This is a genomic window from Paenibacillus sp. NMA1017, from assembly GCF_058895805.1.
In genome coordinates, this window is sequence record NZ_JBZXYR010000002.1 from 378,111 (window position 1) to 395,663 (window position 17,553).

The window sequence follows — 17,553 nt, forward strand, 5'->3', positions numbered from 1 at the left end:
TGGTTTCACCCCAACTCCATATGCTTTGCACGCAACTGACCGCAGGCAGCGGCAATATCGTGACCCTGTTCACGCCGGATCGTCACATTGACGCCTTTTTCGGCAAGAATACGTTGAAAATTAAAAATATCGCTGCGCGATGTGCGTACATACTTGCGCTCAGGCACATGGTTGACTGGAATCAAATTGACGTGACACAGCATGTCCTTTAACACATCCGCTAGCTCTTCAGCATGTTCTGCCTGATCGTTTACCCCACCAATCAGGGCATATTCAAACGAAATTCTCCGCCCCGTCTTAGCAAGATAGTAACGTAGAGAATCCATAACATCCTTAAAAGGATAACGCCGATTTACAGGCATTAGCTTCGACCGAAGTGCATCATTAGGCGCATGAATGGATATTGCCAGATTAATCTGGGTATCCTCGTCGGCAAATTTATAAATATTCGGTACAATCCCGCTGGTCGACACTGTGATATGACGTTGACCAATGTTCAGACCTTTTTCATGAACCATTGTACGCAAAAACGTCATGGTCGCTTCATAGTTTTCAAAAGGCTCGCCCGAGCCCATAATCACGATGCTGCTCACTCGTTCATTCGTTTTATCCAAAATTTTCTGAGCCTGTACTACCTGTGCAGTAATTTCACCAGCTGTCAGATTCCGTTTGAGGCCTCCAAGCGTCGAAGCGCAGAAAGTACAACCAATCCGGCAACCCACTTGTGTCGTTACACAAATACTGTTGCCGTAATTGTGTCTCATAATGACCGTTTCAATGGCATGATCATCATGCAAACCGAACAGGAATTTTACTGTACCGTCCTTTGATTCCAACTTTGTAATTTCACTAAGCGTCACAAAACTAAATTGCTCCTCAAGCTTCTCTCTCAGCGACTTGGACAAATTCGTCATCTCGCTGAAATCATTAACCCGCTTCACATACAGCCAGTCAAAAATTTGTCCTCCCCGAAAAGCAGGCTCACCATTATTCTTGGCCCAATCCTGAAGCTCCTCCAAAGTTAAATCATATATAAAAGGTTTCATCAATGTTTGCACCCGTTCCTTCTTCATTAAGTTCTGTTTGATCGCAGATAGTATTTTTCATTCTTCCTATTTTAGCACAAATCCCTGAGGGGGTAAAAATTTTTCGTCTTCATGCAAAAAACCGCCGGAAATGTTCCGGCGGAATGTGAAAATACTGGTGGACAGCTGTCTGGAATTCTCTTCCCTCTATTTCATCCGACGCAGGCGTGCGATATAAAATCCGTCGCTGTGGAAATCCTGCGGTAACAGCTGTACCGAGCCTCCCTGTATACTATCCTTTTCGCGGCTCACGTCCGGGAAGGAATGACCCTCTGCCAATTCATACTCTGGATGTTCGCTTAAAAACCGAGTCAATTGTCCTTCATTTTCGTCCGGTTCAATCGTGCATGTGCTGTAGACCAGAATACCACCTGGCTTCAACAGTCCCGCTACACTATCCAGCAGCTCATGCTGAAGCTGTGTAATGTTGCGAACATCCTGCGCAGTTTTACTCCAACGCAGGTCCGGTTTACGACGAATTACTCCAAAGCCAGAGCATGGCGCATCCAGCAAAATACGGTCAAAAGAAGCTGGAGCATAGCGTTCCTTCAGTTCTAGCGCATCACCAGTGACTGTTTCCACAGCATCCAGGCCAAGTCGATTAGCCTGTTCACGGATTAATTGATGCTTATGGGCATGCAGATCATTCGCAACGATCCGGCCTTGATCCTTCATCAGTTCAGCCATATGAGCTGTTTTGCCACCTGGAGCGGCACAGCAATCCAGTACCAGCATGCCAGGCTCAGGAGCGACTGCTTCGGCAACGAGCATGGAGCTTTCATCCTGTACGGACAGCAAGCCGTCCGTATACCACGAGGTAAGCGCCATATTTCCACCGCTACGAACAACAATCCCATAGGGACTAACTGCCGAAGGAACGGCAGCAAGCCCTTTTGAGCGCATCTCATCCAGCAGCTGATCACGGCTGGTCATTGTCGTATTCACCCGTACACTGACCGCAGGGGGCTCATTATTAGCCTGACAGATAGCCTCAGCAGTATCTGCACCGTATTGCTTAATCCAACGCTTAACCAGCCACTGTGGATGAGAATGTTCTAATGAAATCCGCTCCTCTGGTGACAAATCGTCAGGGATACGCAGCTTGTCCGGCTCACGCAGCATGCTGCGGAGCACGCCGTTGACCATACCGGAAATCCCCTGATGTCCACGACGCTTGGCAATGGTCACCGCTTCACTAACGACTGCATGATCCGGAACTCGATCCAGATACACCACCTGATACACACTCATCCGCAGCAACGAACGTACCCAAGCCTGAAGCTTGGCCGTTCCTTTTTGAACAAATTTATTCAAAAAATAATCTAGTGTATTTCGGCGTGCGACTGTACCGTATACAAGTTCCGTCGCCAAACCAGCGTCACTTGCAGATAAACCTGCCTGCTGAAGCCGACGATTTAACTCAAGATTGCTATACGCACCCTCTTGCTCCACACCGGTCAACACATCAAGTGCAACTTCCCGCGCCGTCTGTTTGCGAGTATTGCCGGATCTGGCACCCACTCCCTTGCCTTGGCCTCCCTGGCGGGAGTGACTCCCGCTCATCCGAGCACCGTGCCTGGCTTCATCTGTCCGCCGCGCGCAAAGGTTCCGGCATCCATAACCTTTTTGCCAGCCGGTTGAACCTGAGTCAGCCAGAGAGTTCCTTCGCCTGTCTGCACCTCAATGCCACGAGCGGTCAATTGAAGAACCGTTCCGGGTACTGGAGCATTTGAGCCACTCACTTCATTATTTATGAAAGGCTGCTCAGCAGCCCATATTTTAAAAACATTTTCCTCCCAAAGCGTAAACGCGCCGGAAAAAGGAACAAGGCCGCGAATCCGGTTGTATATCTGCTGTGCATTGTCACTCCACGAAATACGCTCATCGTCGCGGTTCAGATTCGGAGCATAGGTCGCCTCGTCCTCGTTTTGCGGCGTACGGTCTGATTGCCCTGCCAGCAACTTAGGCAGCTCGTCCTGCAAAAGCTTTGCTCCAGCTACGCTTAGCTTTTCAAAAATTGTACCGGAGGTATCCTCCGGCTCTATAGCAACCTCAACTCGCGATATCATATCGCCGGTATCCAGTCCTTCCGCCATATACATCAGCGTCACACCCGTCACGGTCTCACCATTAATAATCGCACGCTGGATCGGTGCACCTCCCCGATAACGGGGAAGTAACGAACCATGCACATTCAGACAGCCGAACCGAGGCAGGTCTAGTACGGACTTAGGCAAAATTTGCCCATAGGCTGCGGTTACGATCAGATCAGGACGCAGCTCTGCCACCTGAGCCACCGCTTCTGGCTGGCGCAGGCGGGTCGGTTGCAGTACAGGTAATCCGCGTTTTTCAGCCGCTTCCTTAACTGGTGTAGGTGTCATTATTTTTTTTCGTCCCTGTGGCTTATCGGGCTGTGTAATCACACCGACCACGTTATAACCGTTGTCCAGTAACATGTTCAGCGATGGCACTGCAAACTCAGGTGTACCCATAAAGATAATACGAATGTCTTGAGTCATCGAACCTCACTCTCCTATCTGACGGTTCGGTCCTGGCTGTTCCAGCGCAACCTCATATACTTTTTCTGCAATATCCGTAAATAAAATCCCATTTAAATGGTCAATTTCATGCTGAAAAGCACGAGAGAGCAATCCTGTCGCTGTAACGGTAATGGCCTTACCCTCGCGGTCCAATCCCTTGACTGTGACCTTCTCGGCACGACGCACATCCCCGTTCAACCCCGGTATACTCAGGCAGCCTTCAGGACCCAATTCCTCCCCTTCTTCGGCCACGATTTCTGGATTGATCATTTTAATCAATCCATGCTCATCTCCAGCATCTACAACGATGAGACGCTTCAAAATACCTACTTGCGGAGCAGCAAGACCTACTCCCTCCGCTTCATACATCGTATCTGCCATATCGTCGAGCAGCTTTTGCACGTTAGGCGTAATTTTAGTGACTTCCTTTGCTACTTTGTGCAATACGTCATCCGGCTCCAACACTATGATTCTAATTGACATGACAACAGAACACCTTCCTCTTTATGCTTCATTTAGGCTTAACTGTATTCATCACAAACGCGACTGCTACATTATCCTATGTACGGACGGCTTGTCCGCATTAATTGTGTTAATAACTTTTGTGGCAACACTCTACATAAGCATTTGCGGATCAACATCCAGACTAATCAGCAACTTTTGTGCCTGTGCGGATTCGGCCATTTCATCAGCTACTTTCTGAGCCAAACCAATTGCGTCGATATTTCCACGCCATTTTATCATACATTGAAATCGGTATCTATTCTTGATTCTCGAAATGGGTGAAGCTACTGGTCCCAAAATGTCGAGTACATCCGATGTAAGACGATCCATTTTCCCGAACCAGCCCCGTTGTCTGGCCCGTCCCTGTAGTGTTGCTGAATAATTCTCAGCCAGTCGGACCAGTACCGGGAGTTGTTCATGAGAAAAGGTCACCAAAATAAGACGACAATATGGTGGATAGTGCAAATTGCGGCGGTGTTTCAACTCTTCCCTCACAAAAGAAGCATAATCATGGCGACTTGCGTGAATCACCGAATAATGCTCTGGAGTATAGGATTGTACGAATACTTCTCCTGGTAATTGATGTCTCCCAGCACGTCCAGCTACTTGTGTTAACAGCTGAAAAGTCTTTTCCGCAGCCCGAAAATCCGGTAAATTGAGAGCCGAATCCGCAGTAATGACACCAACCAGTGTCACATCGGGAAAGTCCAGACCTTTGGCAACCATTTGAGTACCGAGCAGCACGTCCGCTTTTTTATCACGAAATTGCTTGAGAAGCTTTTCGTGGGCATTTTTTTCTGTCGTTGTATCAACATCCATTCGAACAACACGTATACCTGGGAATAGCTTCGCCAGCTCTTCTTCCACTCGCTGGGTACCTGTACCGAAATAGCGAATATGCTCACTACCGCACTCAGGGCAAGTCTGAGGCACAGGCTCGGAATAACCACAGTAATGGCAACGTAAATTGTTCGACCGCTGATGATACGTAAGCGAAATATCGCAATGCGGACAACCCGCCACATAGCCGCAGCTACGGCACATAACGAACGTGGAGTGCCCACGCCGATTCAACAGGAGCACCGTTTGCTCCTTACGCTCTAACCGCTCTGCAATTCCATTATGCAACGCGCGACTGAACATAGAGCGGTTGCCAGCACGCAGTTCCTCACGCATATCCATGATATGTACTTCGGGTAACGTGTTCCCCAATGCGCGAGTTGGCATTTCAAGCAGCAACGGCGCAAACTCGTCGTTGCTTTGTGAGCGAGCCGCATAGTAGCTTTCCAGCGACGGAGTAGCCGAGCCGAGAATAACGACAGCCCCATGCTGATGGGCTCTGCGTATGGCGACATCACGCGCATGGTATTTAGGTGTCTCTTCCTGCTTATAGGACGTTTCGTGCTCCTCATCCATAATAATAAGACCTAACTCACGAAAAGGCGCAAATACTGCCGAGCGAGCACCAATCGCCACTTTCACACGGCCTTCGCGTATTTTGCGCCACTCATCGTACCGTTCCCCCCCGGACAACCTACTGTGCATCACTGCTACCTGATCGCCAAACCGGCCTTTAAAACGCTCAACCATTTGTGGAGTTAACGATATTTCAGGTACCAGCACAATGGCCTGCCGATTCTGCTCAATACAACGCTGAATCGTCTGTAGATAGATTTCCGTCTTACCGCTCCCTGTGACTCCATGCAACAAATAAGCTCCTTGCTCACGCGTGTCCAGCTGGCGAATAATCCGTTCATACACCGACTGCTGCTCTGCTGTGAGAGGAAGTGGCTCTGTAGGCTTGAAGTGTCTGCCCCGGTACGGGTCGCGGAACACTTCGACATCCTCCAGCAACACATAGCCCTTGCCTTCCAGCGCCTTAACCGTTGCAGCAGACACACTCAGTGAGGTCATGACTTCCTTCAGCGACAGAGGCAGAAACTCGCTACGTTCCAGCAAAAAAGCAAGTACCTCCCGCTGACGCTGCGCTTTGGCAGAAAATTGCTCCAGTGCCGTTGATGCCTTGTCTATGCCGATAGCCAGATCAACGGATTTCATGGTCTTTTTACCAAGTTTGTCTTTAATAACTTGACTTTCCTGAAGCACACCCCGGCGTAACAGTGATTTAATAACCTCCGCTTCCTCAGGGAAACGTCGACTGAGTTGCTGCAATGGGACTTGCTCCTTTTCCTGAATGAAGCTGACAATCCGACGCTCCGTCGGGTCGCTCATGCCATCGTCGGTCAGGAGTGCCCATTCAAGCTCATCGCCCTGATTCGGTTGTATAGTACGCTGTGAATGCGTAAACTCATGCTGTTCGGCAATTGAGATATAACGTTCTGCCTTGCCCTTGAGCGCGGTAGGAATCATCACTTGCAGTGCCATAATTTGATTACAAGCATAACGTTCGCTCATCCATTTGCCCAGTTCGACCAGATCGGCAGATAAGGGCGGTACCAAATCCAGCAACTCTTGAATCGCTCTCATCCTGTATTTCGGCGGCTCCTCAGCGGGGACTACCGAGATGACAAAAGCCTGTACTGTCCGTTTGCCAAATGGCACAGCTACCCGGCTACCCGGCTCAATCCAAGGCCTCATTGAATCCGGTATCAGATAATCGAAGGTACGGTCCGTATCCTTGGCAGGTACATCGACAATAACCTTGGCAACTAAATTGCCCGTCTCCATTAATGCAGCACCCCACCCATGCGTCCGGCGGCAATAGTAAGCAACTTACGCGCAACCTCTTCCTTTGACTGGACAGGAATACGCTCTACCATCCCGTTTCGGTCATAAATTTGAACAGCATTCGTATCAACACCAAAGCCGGCACCATCCATAGTCACATCGTTTGCCGCGATCAAATCACAATTTTTACGTTCTAATTTATCTATCGCATACGTCTCCAAATTTCCGGTTTCCGCTGCAAAACCAATTAAAAATTGATGTTTCTTGCTGCGTCCGAGTGATTCTAGAATATCGACGTTCTTCACTAACTCCAGCGTAAATACACTATCTTTTTTCTTGATCTTGTTCTGTGACACCTCACGTGGTCGATAATCTGCAACCGCAGCAGCCATAACGACCATATCACTTGTTTCCCATTGTTTTAATACAGCGGCGTACATGTCTTCAGCTGACTGGACTCTTTCAAGCATAATACCAGCAGGCGGTTCCGCACTGGTATTCGCAGCAATCAAGTGCACCTCTGCACCCATCTCCTGAGCCACTTTTGCAATGGAAAAGCCCATTTTACCAGATGAATCATTCGTAATATAACGCACTGGATCAATTCGCTCGATCGTGCCTCCAGCCGTCACAATGACTTTTTTGCCTGAAAGCACCGATTCATTTTCGTTCAGAAGTGGCTCAGGCGCTTGATCCTCTGTAGATTCGCCACCAAACCACCGTTGCTCAGACTTGTTTTTGGTTTTATATACCTGAGCTTGCTGTTCAAAAAAGCGCTCTATGGTCTGCACAATCGTTTCCGGTTCTTCCAAGCGCCCTTTGCCAACATAACCGCAAGCCAGTAACCCTTCACCAGGCTCAATCATCATCACGCCACGCGATACAAGCGTCTCCATATTTTGCATTACTGCCGGGTGAGTGTACATATGTACGTTCATCGCAGGTGCCACCATAATAGGCGCTGTCGTAGCCAGCAACGTTGTAGACAACATATCATCAGCAAGACCATGCGCCATTTTCCCGATTATATTCGCAGTTGCTGGAGCAACCAGCACCAAATCAGCCGCATCCGCCAGATGAATATGGGATACGACGGACGGTTCTCTTTCATCAAACGTATCACTGTATACCGGATTACGAGAGAGCGACTGAAGCGTAAGCTCGGTAATAAACTCCTTCGCGGATGCCGTCATAATGACATGAACCTCGGCTCCCTTTTGCGTTAGCTTACTACACAGCGCAGCCCCTTTATAAGCGGCAATTCCACCGGTAATACCAACAATAATAACTTTCCCCTTCAACATCGTTAACTCCCCCTGACCTAAAAAAATAACAACCTTGCGGTTGTCAAAGGAATTGGCATTGCGCCCGGTTATAATAGTTGTGTATAATTCTTACTCGTCTTCGCCGCTTTCAAGACGCAGATGATCCGCGTAAATCTCTTCCAACGCCACTCCAACCTGTTTGTGGGATTTAGGATTCTTGAGAGTCGTCTTTTCACCCTCGCGCAACTGTCTGGCACGGCGTGAAGCCGCTACAACCAACGAATATTTACTATCTGCCTTTTTCATCATTTCATCAATGGAAGGATACAGCACGAATAGACACCTCTTCATGTAGTTTTGGGACTGTATAAGCTGAACTCCAGTGTACACCTTCAAGCTCAGCTTATACAGTGTTATTTCTCTTTAGGTACGCTTGGCATATGTAAAGCTCTCGCTTAAGGATGAACCTTACAATGTTCGGCGATAATAATGGATTCTATTCGTTTACAAGCGAAATCAATCTCATCATTGACAACCGCATAATCATAGTGACGCAACAGATTCATTTCATCCACAGCTACCGACATACGGTGGTCAATGGTCGCTTGAGTTTCTGTGCCCCGTCCCCGGATTCTATCCTTTAATTCATCTAACGAAGGTGGAAGCAAGAAAATAAATATACCTTCTGGAAACTTTTCTTTAACCTTTAGTGCTCCCTGAACTTCAATCTCCAGAAAAATATCTTTTCCCTGCGCAAGCGTCTGATCTACAAAATCACGTGGAGTACCATAATAGTTACCTACATACTCGGCATACTCCAGCATTTCATCTCGTTCAATCATACCCAAAAATTCTTCACGCGTTTTAAAAAAATAGGTCACTCCATCCTGTTCACCCGAACGAGGTGTTCGAGTTGTAGCAGAAACGGAGTACGTTATCTCTGGTAGCTTGTCACGCAATGCGTTGCCTACCGTCCCTTTACCGACACCCGAAGGTCCGGATATTACAAATAATAATCCCTTAGCCATAGTACACTCCATTTTTATTCGTCATTGTCATCATCTTTAGTGGATAGGCGATGAGCGACCGTCTCCGGCTGCACCGCAGACAGAATTACATGATCACTGTCTGTAATAATAACAGCCCGCGTCCGGCGACCATAGGTAGCATCAATTAGCATATGACGGTCCCTGGCTTCCTGTATAATCCGCTTGATCGGAGCAGACTCCGGACTGACGATGGAGATAATTCGGTTGGCCGACACGATATTGCCGAAACCAATATTGATCAATTTGATTGCCATAATCAGGTCTTTCCCCCTATACATGTGACTCTTGCAGCCGTGCCGCTACCAGGTAGCTACTCAATATTTGCAGCCTGCTCACGAATTTTTTCGAGCTCTGCTTTCATCTCAACGACTAAATTAACCAATGTGAGATGATTAGCCTTGGAGCCGATCGTGTTGACTTCCCTGTTCATTTCCTGGATTAAAAAATCTAATTTGCGACCGGCCGGCTCGTCTGACAGCAGCAATCCCTTGCACTGTCCAAAGTGACTTTGAAGCCGGGTAAGTTCCTCATCAATATTGCTGCGATCCGCGAATAACGCAATCTCCATTCCGAACTTATGTTCATCAAGCGTAAATGAACCGTCCTGAAGCTCTTTAAGCCTGTGTTTCAGCCTGTTACGGTAGTCGCTCACAACATGAGGAGCCAGCACCGTCATTTCATGATGCAGGGATTCCAGACGTAAAATACGGGATTCCACATCTTGCGCCAAATGCCCGCCTTCTCGCCTTCTCATCTCCAGTAAACCTTGCAAAGCTTCATTCAAAGCTCGCTGTAGTTGCTCTTCCCAGTCCTCTTCATCTCCATCGCAAGCCTCTCCAGGCTCACCCAGAACGTCAGGCAAAGCAAGAATATCACTTATCCCTAACATTCCTTTCACTCCATAACGATCCGCCAGCTGCTCCGCTGCATGCAGGTAAGCCTGCACTACAGTGTCATTCAACCGCGCGGCGGGCATCTGTTCTTCATCGCGTTCCCTGTGGATGAAGACATCGATACGACCGCGTTTAATCTGCTGTTGAACCGTTCTTCTCAAGCCATCTTCGTATCGAGTCCATTCGCGCGGAATTCTCATCATCACTTCGCAATAGCGGTGATTCACCGATTTCAATTCCAAGCGCACTTTATAGCCCTCATAATGAAGGATGGCTTGACCGTATCCGGTCATACTCAATGACATCGGCATCACATCCATTATACTATTGTAATTGATTATTATAGTCGAAACAAGGGGGCCTGTTCGCGTCCTGATTTTTGCCATACATAAGAAGTCAGTTCAGCTGTCATTTCATAGAACATAAATGGAGTCATAAAATAGATACCATTAAAATGTTCCATTGCCGTATCGAGTAACTCCTTGGCAATAGACACGCCCATTGCTCGTCCTTCCAGACCCTCAAGACCAGACATACGTGCACGCACCTCATCGGATAACTGAATGCCTGGTACTTCATTGTGCAAGTATTCTGCATTGCGCCCACTAGCCAGCGGCATAATACCGATAAAAATCGGTACTTCCAAATGTCGTGTCGCTTCCGCGATAGCTGCAATTAACTCATGGTCGTAAACGGGCTGAGTCATAACATAATCGGCTCCAGAGGCAATTTTCTTCTCCAACCGCTGTACGGCTTTACCTAAATGCTTGACGTTAGGATTAAATGCGGCACCTACCACAAAATTAGCTTTCTGCTTCAGTGGCTTACCGGAAAATGCAACACCATCATTTAATTGCTTGATCATGCGTATGATTTCAAAAGAGGTCATATCATACACCGAACTGGCGCCTGGCAAATCACCGAACCGCGCCGGATCTCCAGTAACCGCCAGTACATGGTCAATACCGAGCGCGTCAAAACCCATCATGTGGGATTGAGTACCAATCAGATTGCGATCACGACATGCTATATGAATTAATGGACGCAAGCCTGTTTCAATACTGACCAAATGTCCAAGCGCCATGTTGCTCATGCGAGTGACTGCAAGCGAGTTGTCAGCCAGTGTAAGCGCGTCGGCGCCGGCTTTCTTCAACGCATGAGCACCTTGCATAAACCTCGTAATGTCCAGATCGCGCGGAGGATCCAGTTCTACAATGACCGTATGTCGTTCCTTTACAAGATCCACGATGTTGGGCTCGCTGGTATGTCTGCCATTTCCTCGTTCCCCTTCATCTGCAATCTGCTCCGCCACTTGAAAGGACTCTTTCGACAAAGCTTGTTTTGAGGCAAGAGGAGGCGGTTGCAAACGGTTCAAGGCTTTGGATATAGCAGCAATATGATCCGGTGTAGTTCCGCAGCAACCACCGAGCAGCCTCGTTCCCAGGTCTACAAAGGATTTGGCACATTCTCCAAAATATTCAGGTGATGCACCATATACATAGTGACCATCCACATAATCTGCTAGTCCCGCATTCGGATATACGGACAACGGTACAGACAAAGGGCCGTCAAGCTGCTCCATTACACTCATAATTCCCTGCGGCCCCGAGTGACAGTTAAATCCAAGAATGTCTGCCCCCTCATTACGCAGCACCGAAAAAGCTTCCGCCACTAAAAAACCATCCTGAGTACGACCAACCTGATCGACCGCAAACTGACAAATTACCGGAATATCACTATATTTACGTACACTGTGAAGCGCTATGCGTATTTCGTCCAGTGAATAAAACGTTTCGCACAAAATACCGTCGACTCCTTCGGAGAGAAGGGCATCAATTTGCTGCTCATAGTTTCTTGCCAGCTCCAGCTTTGATATGTTAAGCCGTTTGCCCCCACATATGGAACCCACTGCACCTACCACATAATGTTCAGGTCCGGCCGCATCTCTGGCAATTCTCACACCAGCACGATTGATCTCTTCTACCTTAGATTCCAGTCCAAACCGAGCTAACTTATAATCATTTGCAGAAAATGTATTAGTCTCCAGCAATCGAGCTCCTGCACTTAAATATTGACCATGCACATCTGATATAACGTCAGGCGAAGTGATGTTCAGTTCTTCGAAAGACGTATTTACTGGAAATCCTAGCTGATATAAAAAAGTCCCCATTGCGCCGTCTCCGACAATAATTTCACGATTCAGCACAGTACGCAAATCCGGTTTCATGTCCTCTGCTCCACCCCGCTCTTTATTTTCATACTAATGTAACATAAAGAGACTTCAAACATAAGCCAAAAACAAAAAAAGCCGCCCCACTCCCCGACAATATGATATCAGGAGTGGAGCGGCTTGATTTATCTTTTCTATTTCCTACTACATTTTCCCATCGGAAGAATGGAGAGAGTAAGCGTAAAAAGTCCCTTTTTTATTCACTTTTGCCACAATAGAATCTGTTCCCTTTTGCTGCTTGGAGAATGTATATTGATTCCCTTGAACTTTCACATTATAGCCGGACAAATTGATATTAAACAACATTTGAGCCTTGGGCTTGACTAGCTTCAAAGCTTCTGAGGCAGTATATTTCGGGCTTGCAAATGTTTTTTTGAAATCTGTGTCATCATTCCAGTCCACCCCATAGGTGGATACGGCCAGCACTTTACCAGTTACCGCACTAATTTTGACCTCACTCGCCTCATTTGCATCCTCGAACGACCAATATGAAAGCCCCTTCGTTTCGTCCTTGTACCGTGAAGCGTGCTGCACCTTGATTGGCTGTCCACTCACACGCTTAAATGTGTTCATTGCACGGTTCAGCAACAGAGGGTCCACCTGCTTCAGCGCATAGTCCGCGTTGATGGTAATAGCGTTACCTCGATCCACATCTACATACAACGAGGAAGCTTGTTCTCCTGCGCCCCAAAACACCCAGTAATTTGAAGGCTTGTTGGACTGATAAGGGGATTTGACCCGCCAGAATGCTTCAAAATGCAAAGGACGCTTGCTGTCAAACGCTTTGGCGCTGTTTAGCACTTTCGTCTTGAGTGGCGCGTTCATCGCCTTTCCCAAGCTGCTTATTTTATATCGTATGGTTGTAGAATCCACTCTGTTTTTTTCTTTATTATATTCTGTCTGCAATGTAGCAGTTCCATCTTCCAGTTCGCCCTCTACAATCCAAGTTTTCCCCATATCCGTCACATCGTCAAATTGAAATGCTGTTTTTGAGCCGATGAGTTCTTGCACCGCTTTTTCTAAACGGCTTACCACTGTCGGAGTTAGCGAGCCAACCTGTTTGTCCGTCGTTTCCGCGGCAGCAGAAATGGTCGCCGCCTGAACCGGAAGCGCGGTGGCTACAAATATAAGGACTGCAACTGCTGAAATCCAACGAAATTTCCGCACATGAACGGCCTCCTTATTGTTTTCTCATTTTCTATATTATACATCGTTCAGGCGTCAAAAAAAGACAGAATGTTGCTTTGTTCATCGTATTCCTTGTATACAGTGGCATGTAAGTCCAAAAAAAGAAGACCTACTAAGGTCTTCTTTTCACTCACTTCTATACGATTCATAGGCCAGTTGCACGCTATCTTTATAGTTCACATGATTCAGAACAGACGACCGTCATACACGATCTCAGCCGGGCCCGTCATATATATGTGATTATCGGCCTCGCTCCATTCGATATCCAGATCGCCGCCCTTCAGGCTTACAATGGCGTGGCGGTCGCTGTATCCGTTTAGTACAGAAGCAACAAGTGTAGCACAGGCTCCAGTTCCACAAGCTAGCGTTGGTCCGGCACCCCTCTCCCACACCCTCATATCTATATGCTTCCGGCTACGTACCGTGGCGAACTCAACATTTGTTTTTTTAGGGAACAACGGATGACATTCCAACTTCGGCCCCCAAGCTTCCAGATCAAAGCTTGGCGCATCCTCCACATAAATAACACAGTGCGGATTCCCCATAGATACAGCCGTAAAGCGGAAACCACTTCCTCCAGCTTCAATAGGCTCGTTAATGACGCTAGTCCGATCTAGTGTAGTTGGAATTTTCAAACCTTCAAGAATCGGCTCTCCCATATCTACCTTCACCATACGAACAAGTCCGTTCTCTACAGTTAGTTCGACCTGCTGCACACCTGCACCCAGTGTCTCGATCGTGATCTGTTCACGGTTGATATGCTTACGGTCATATACGTATTTGGCAGCACAACGGATAGCATTACCGCATTGCTCGGCCTCCGAGCCGTCCGAGTTAATGATGCGCATGCAGAAATCCGCTTTTTCTGACGGCAATATATATACCAATCCATCGGCGCCAACACCAAAATGTCGATCACATAGCCGAACAGCTAATTCCGAGGCGTCAGACGGCAAATCCTGATGCCCAAACCAAACGATAAAATCATTACCTAGACCGTTCATTTTTGTGAATTCCATAGCTTACCTCCGCCGTTGCTACTGATGTCATGTTCCTCATGAAGCTTTGATCCCATGATATCATACAGGGCAATAGTGGGAAAGCGATGCGGTATGCATGACACGATTACTAGGCTGAAAACTTCGTGCGTCCTGCTGAAAAGTGTGTATTTCCACCGCGACGACGGTTGCGTCGGCCGCCCCATACACTTCCCGCTCCCATAAGAAACGTGGGAATCCCGGCTGCCACAATGGATAGCGCCCACTCACGCAAACCGAGCGGTACTGTTTTGAAAATAGGTTGCAGCACAGGCACGTACATAACCACTAGCATTAACACTACGGAAGACAGCACGGCAAGCACGAGATAACTATTTTGAAACGGATTACGATGGAAAATAGAACGGGAACTGCGGCAATCAAATACATGAATTAACTGTGCCAGGACTAGCGTAGCAAAGGCAACAGACTGTGCTTTGATCAATTGTCCTGCGTCATCCGGTGCAATACGTAATGTCAGCCAGAAGGCCGCTAGCGTACATAAACCAATCAACAAGCCACGACTAATGATTTTCCAACCCAGTCGACGAGCAAAAATATTTTCCTTTGCGCCACGAGGTTTGTGCTCCATAAGATCCTTTTCTGGCTGATCCACCCCCAGGGCCATCGCTGGTAGGCCATCAGTCACCAGATTCACCCATAAAATCTGGATCGGTAACAAAGGTAATGGCAGCCCGGCCATCATGGCAAAGAACATCGTCAAAATTTCACCCACATTGGAAGCGAGTAGATAACGGATAAATTTACGGATATTCTCATAAATATTCCGTCCTTCCTCAATTGCGGCTACAATCGTTGAGAAATTATCATCACTCAGTACAAGCGCAGCCGCTTCTTTGGTCACGTCCGTCCCCGTAATGCCCATTGCAATACCGATGTCCGACGCCTTTATCGCTGGAGCGTCATTGACGCCATCTCCGGTCATGGCTACAACATGTCCGCGTCTTTGCAGTGACTTGACGATCCGCAGCTTGTGCTCCGGCGAAACCCGTGCATACACAGAGACGGTATCAACGGCTTTGTCCAGCGCCGCATCATCCATTGCAGACAATTCCTGTCCTGTTAACACATGGGATCCGCGCTGAAGAATGCCTAGTTGCTGTGCAATGGCCTCTGCAGTTGTACCGTGATCTCCGGTAATCATCACAGTGCGAATGCCAGCACGACGGCACTTGCCAATGGCTTCACGAGCCTCGCGGCGTGGCGGATCAATCATGCCTGTCAGCCCGATAAAGATCAGCTGTGCTTCAGCCTCCTCAACCGTGGAGACACGCTCATGCGAGCGGATATCACGGTAAGCGACACCAAGTACACGCAGCGCCTCCGAGGCCATTCCTTCATTAGCTGCCAGTACCTTTTGGCGTAGCGTGCCCGTTAACGGAACGACATTTCCTTCCCATAAAATGTAGGAGCACTGACCCAGCAGCACATCCGGCGCACCTTTGGCAAAGACAATGTGTCCTCCCTGGTGGCGTACGAGTACTGACATTCGCTTCCGATCTGAGTCAAAAGGAAATTCTCGCTCCCTTGTGTACAGCTCATATAACCCTTGTCGCGTGACTCCGCCCTTGGCAGCTAACGTGACCAGTGCTCCTTCCGTCGGATCACCCTTCAGCTCCCAAACAGCGGACGGCGTCGGCTCTTTGGTTTTCTTTTTCGAACGCAGCTCATCCGTATCGGCTTGAACAATTTCCGCATTGTTGCAAAGTACACTGGCTTGCAGCAGTCTACGCAGAGATTGTCCGTTTTTAAGATCAGCAGGAGTCTCTCTATCCATAATATGCCCGTGTGGGTCGTAGCCCTCTCCCGTAACTCCCCAGAAGCGACCGTCCAGCCATAGCTTGGTGACTGTCATTTTATTTTGGGTCAGCGTGCCCGTTTTGTCGGAACAAATGACAGATGCACAGCCGAGTGTTTCAACAGAAGGCAGCTTACGCACAATCGCCTTTCGTTTAATCATACGCTGCACACCCAATGCGAGCGCAATCGTCACAATAGCCGGTAATCCTTCCGGTATAGCCGCCACAGCTAAGCTTACTCCGGCCAAGAACATGCTCATGGCTGGTTGTCCATGTAAAATGCCTGCTACGACAACGAGCACCGTTAGCGCCAACGCTACAATAATCAAAATTTTGCCCAATTGCTCCAGTCTGTGCTGCAACGGTGTCTCCTGCGACTCCGTATTTTCAATCAAGTCTGCGATCTTACCCATTTCGGTATTCATACCTGTACGTATAACCATTCCTTGTGCAGTTCCTCTGGTCATCATCGTGCCCATAAAACCGATGTTTTTTTGATCCCCGAGTGGTACTTCGGCGGCATGAATAGGGCGGCAATGCTTACTCACCGGAACTGATTCACCTGTCAGGGCGGACTCCTCTACATCACAGCCATTCGTACTCAACCACCTTACATCTGCGGGGATGCGATCACCACTTTCCAGCAGCACGATATCACCCGGTACCAGTTCTCTGGCTTGAACTTGAATTCGTTTGCCGCCCCGCAACACTTTGGCGGTTGGGGCCGACAGTTGTCTCAAAGCTCGCAATGAACGCTCAGCTCTGAATTCCTGTACAAAGCCGAGAATTCCATTCAGTACAACAATAGCAATAATGGTAATCGCGTCCAAATATTCGCCAAGCAGGCCGGATATCAGAGTCGCTCCCATCAATACGAGCATCATAAAATCCTTGAACTGGTTGAGCAGCAGCAAGATTGCCGAAACTCGCTTCCCCTCGCTCAGCTCATTCCATCCTGCCCTTTCTCTTCGTTCCGCAAGCTGTTCCTCCGAAAGACCCTGCTTCGGGTCGACTTCCAGACTTGTTGAAAGCTGTTCATTGCTTAATTGGTGCCAGTGTGCTTGTTCCATTCTCCCCAATTCCCTCCCGGTCAGATAGTCCGTTTCCGTCGGTTGTGCGTAGGATGGCTGCCCGTTATTATATTTTTTGTGCCGCGATTGCTGATAAGCTGGACAGACTTTCTAGATTCAATCTATTCGGACAGGACCTGAAATATCACAAAGCCGCTTAAGTTTTGTCCCAAAGTTATGTATC

Annotated in this window: 14 protein-coding genes; all 14 read right to left on the bottom strand. The window is 48.2% G+C overall.

What is annotated here, in order from left to right:
* Positions 1–5: 5 nt before the first annotated feature.
* Positions 6–1,046, bottom strand: coding sequence for a dual-specificity RNA methyltransferase RlmN (rlmN, locus tag AC5ELV_RS06780; RefSeq protein WP_493429597.1), 1,041 nt, complete (start codon positions 1,044–1,046; stop codon positions 6–8).
* A gap of 186 nt (positions 1,047–1,232) precedes the next feature.
* Positions 1,233–2,648, bottom strand: coding sequence for a 16S rRNA (cytosine(967)-C(5))-methyltransferase RsmB (rsmB, locus tag AC5ELV_RS06785; RefSeq protein ID WP_493429598.1), 1,416 nt, complete (start codon positions 2,646–2,648; stop codon positions 1,233–1,235).
* Positions 2,645–3,604: a methionyl-tRNA formyltransferase gene (fmt, locus tag AC5ELV_RS06790; protein WP_493429599.1), complete on the bottom strand. Its 960-nt coding sequence runs from the start codon at positions 3,602–3,604 to the stop codon at positions 2,645–2,647. Before fmt ends, rsmB begins: the two co-directional genes overlap by 4 nt.
* A gap of 6 nt (positions 3,605–3,610) precedes the next feature.
* Positions 3,611–4,108 carry a peptide deformylase gene (def, locus tag AC5ELV_RS06795; RefSeq protein ID WP_013310890.1) on the bottom strand — a complete coding sequence of 166 codons (498 nt, stop codon included), beginning with the start codon at positions 4,106–4,108 and terminating at the stop codon, positions 3,611–3,613.
* A gap of 132 nt (positions 4,109–4,240) precedes the next feature.
* The gene (priA, locus tag AC5ELV_RS06800; RefSeq protein ID WP_493429600.1) at positions 4,241–6,817 is read right to left on the bottom strand and encodes a primosomal protein N'; all 2,577 of its coding nucleotides are present in this window, start codon (positions 6,815–6,817) and stop codon (positions 4,241–4,243) included.
* Positions 6,817–8,121 carry a bifunctional phosphopantothenoylcysteine decarboxylase/phosphopantothenate--cysteine ligase CoaBC gene (gene coaBC, locus AC5ELV_RS06805; RefSeq protein ID WP_493429601.1) on the bottom strand — a complete coding sequence of 435 codons (1,305 nt, stop codon included), beginning with the start codon at positions 8,119–8,121 and terminating at the stop codon, positions 6,817–6,819. The genes priA and coaBC overlap by 1 nt, the downstream gene beginning before the upstream one ends.
* Positions 8,122–8,211: 90 nt before the next feature.
* Positions 8,212–8,415, bottom strand: a complete 204-nt coding sequence (gene rpoZ, locus AC5ELV_RS06810; RefSeq protein WP_013310893.1) for a DNA-directed RNA polymerase subunit omega — start codon at positions 8,413–8,415, stop codon at positions 8,212–8,214.
* 122 nt (positions 8,416–8,537) lie between these two features.
* A complete protein-coding gene (gmk, locus tag AC5ELV_RS06815; protein WP_013310894.1) occupies positions 8,538–9,110 on the bottom strand; it encodes a guanylate kinase in 573 nt (190 codons plus the stop codon).
* A gap of 14 nt (positions 9,111–9,124) precedes the next feature.
* A complete protein-coding gene (gene remA / locus AC5ELV_RS06820; RefSeq protein ID WP_005548256.1) occupies positions 9,125–9,385 on the bottom strand; it encodes an extracellular matrix/biofilm regulator RemA in 261 nt (86 codons plus the stop codon).
* A 56-nt stretch (positions 9,386–9,441) separates the two neighbouring features.
* Positions 9,442–10,329: a YicC/YloC family endoribonuclease gene (locus AC5ELV_RS06825; protein WP_493429602.1), complete on the bottom strand. Its 888-nt coding sequence runs from the start codon at positions 10,327–10,329 to the stop codon at positions 9,442–9,444.
* A 35-nt stretch (positions 10,330–10,364) separates the two neighbouring features.
* On the bottom strand, positions 10,365–12,251 hold the full coding sequence (locus AC5ELV_RS06830; RefSeq protein WP_493429603.1) for a bifunctional homocysteine S-methyltransferase/methylenetetrahydrofolate reductase: 1,887 nt from the start codon (positions 12,249–12,251) through the stop codon (positions 10,365–10,367).
* Positions 12,252–12,398: 147 nt separating this feature from the next.
* Positions 12,399–13,421 carry a hypothetical protein gene (locus tag AC5ELV_RS06835; protein WP_493429604.1) on the bottom strand — a complete coding sequence of 341 codons (1,023 nt, stop codon included), beginning with the start codon at positions 13,419–13,421 and terminating at the stop codon, positions 12,399–12,401.
* A gap of 206 nt (positions 13,422–13,627) precedes the next feature.
* A complete protein-coding gene (gene dapF, locus AC5ELV_RS06840; RefSeq protein ID WP_493429605.1) occupies positions 13,628–14,461 on the bottom strand; it encodes a diaminopimelate epimerase in 834 nt (277 codons plus the stop codon).
* 109 nt (positions 14,462–14,570) lie between these two features.
* Positions 14,571–17,369, bottom strand: a complete 2,799-nt coding sequence (locus AC5ELV_RS06845; RefSeq protein ID WP_493429606.1) for a calcium-translocating P-type ATPase, SERCA-type — start codon at positions 17,367–17,369, stop codon at positions 14,571–14,573.
* Between the last annotated feature and the right edge of the window lie 184 nt (positions 17,370–17,553).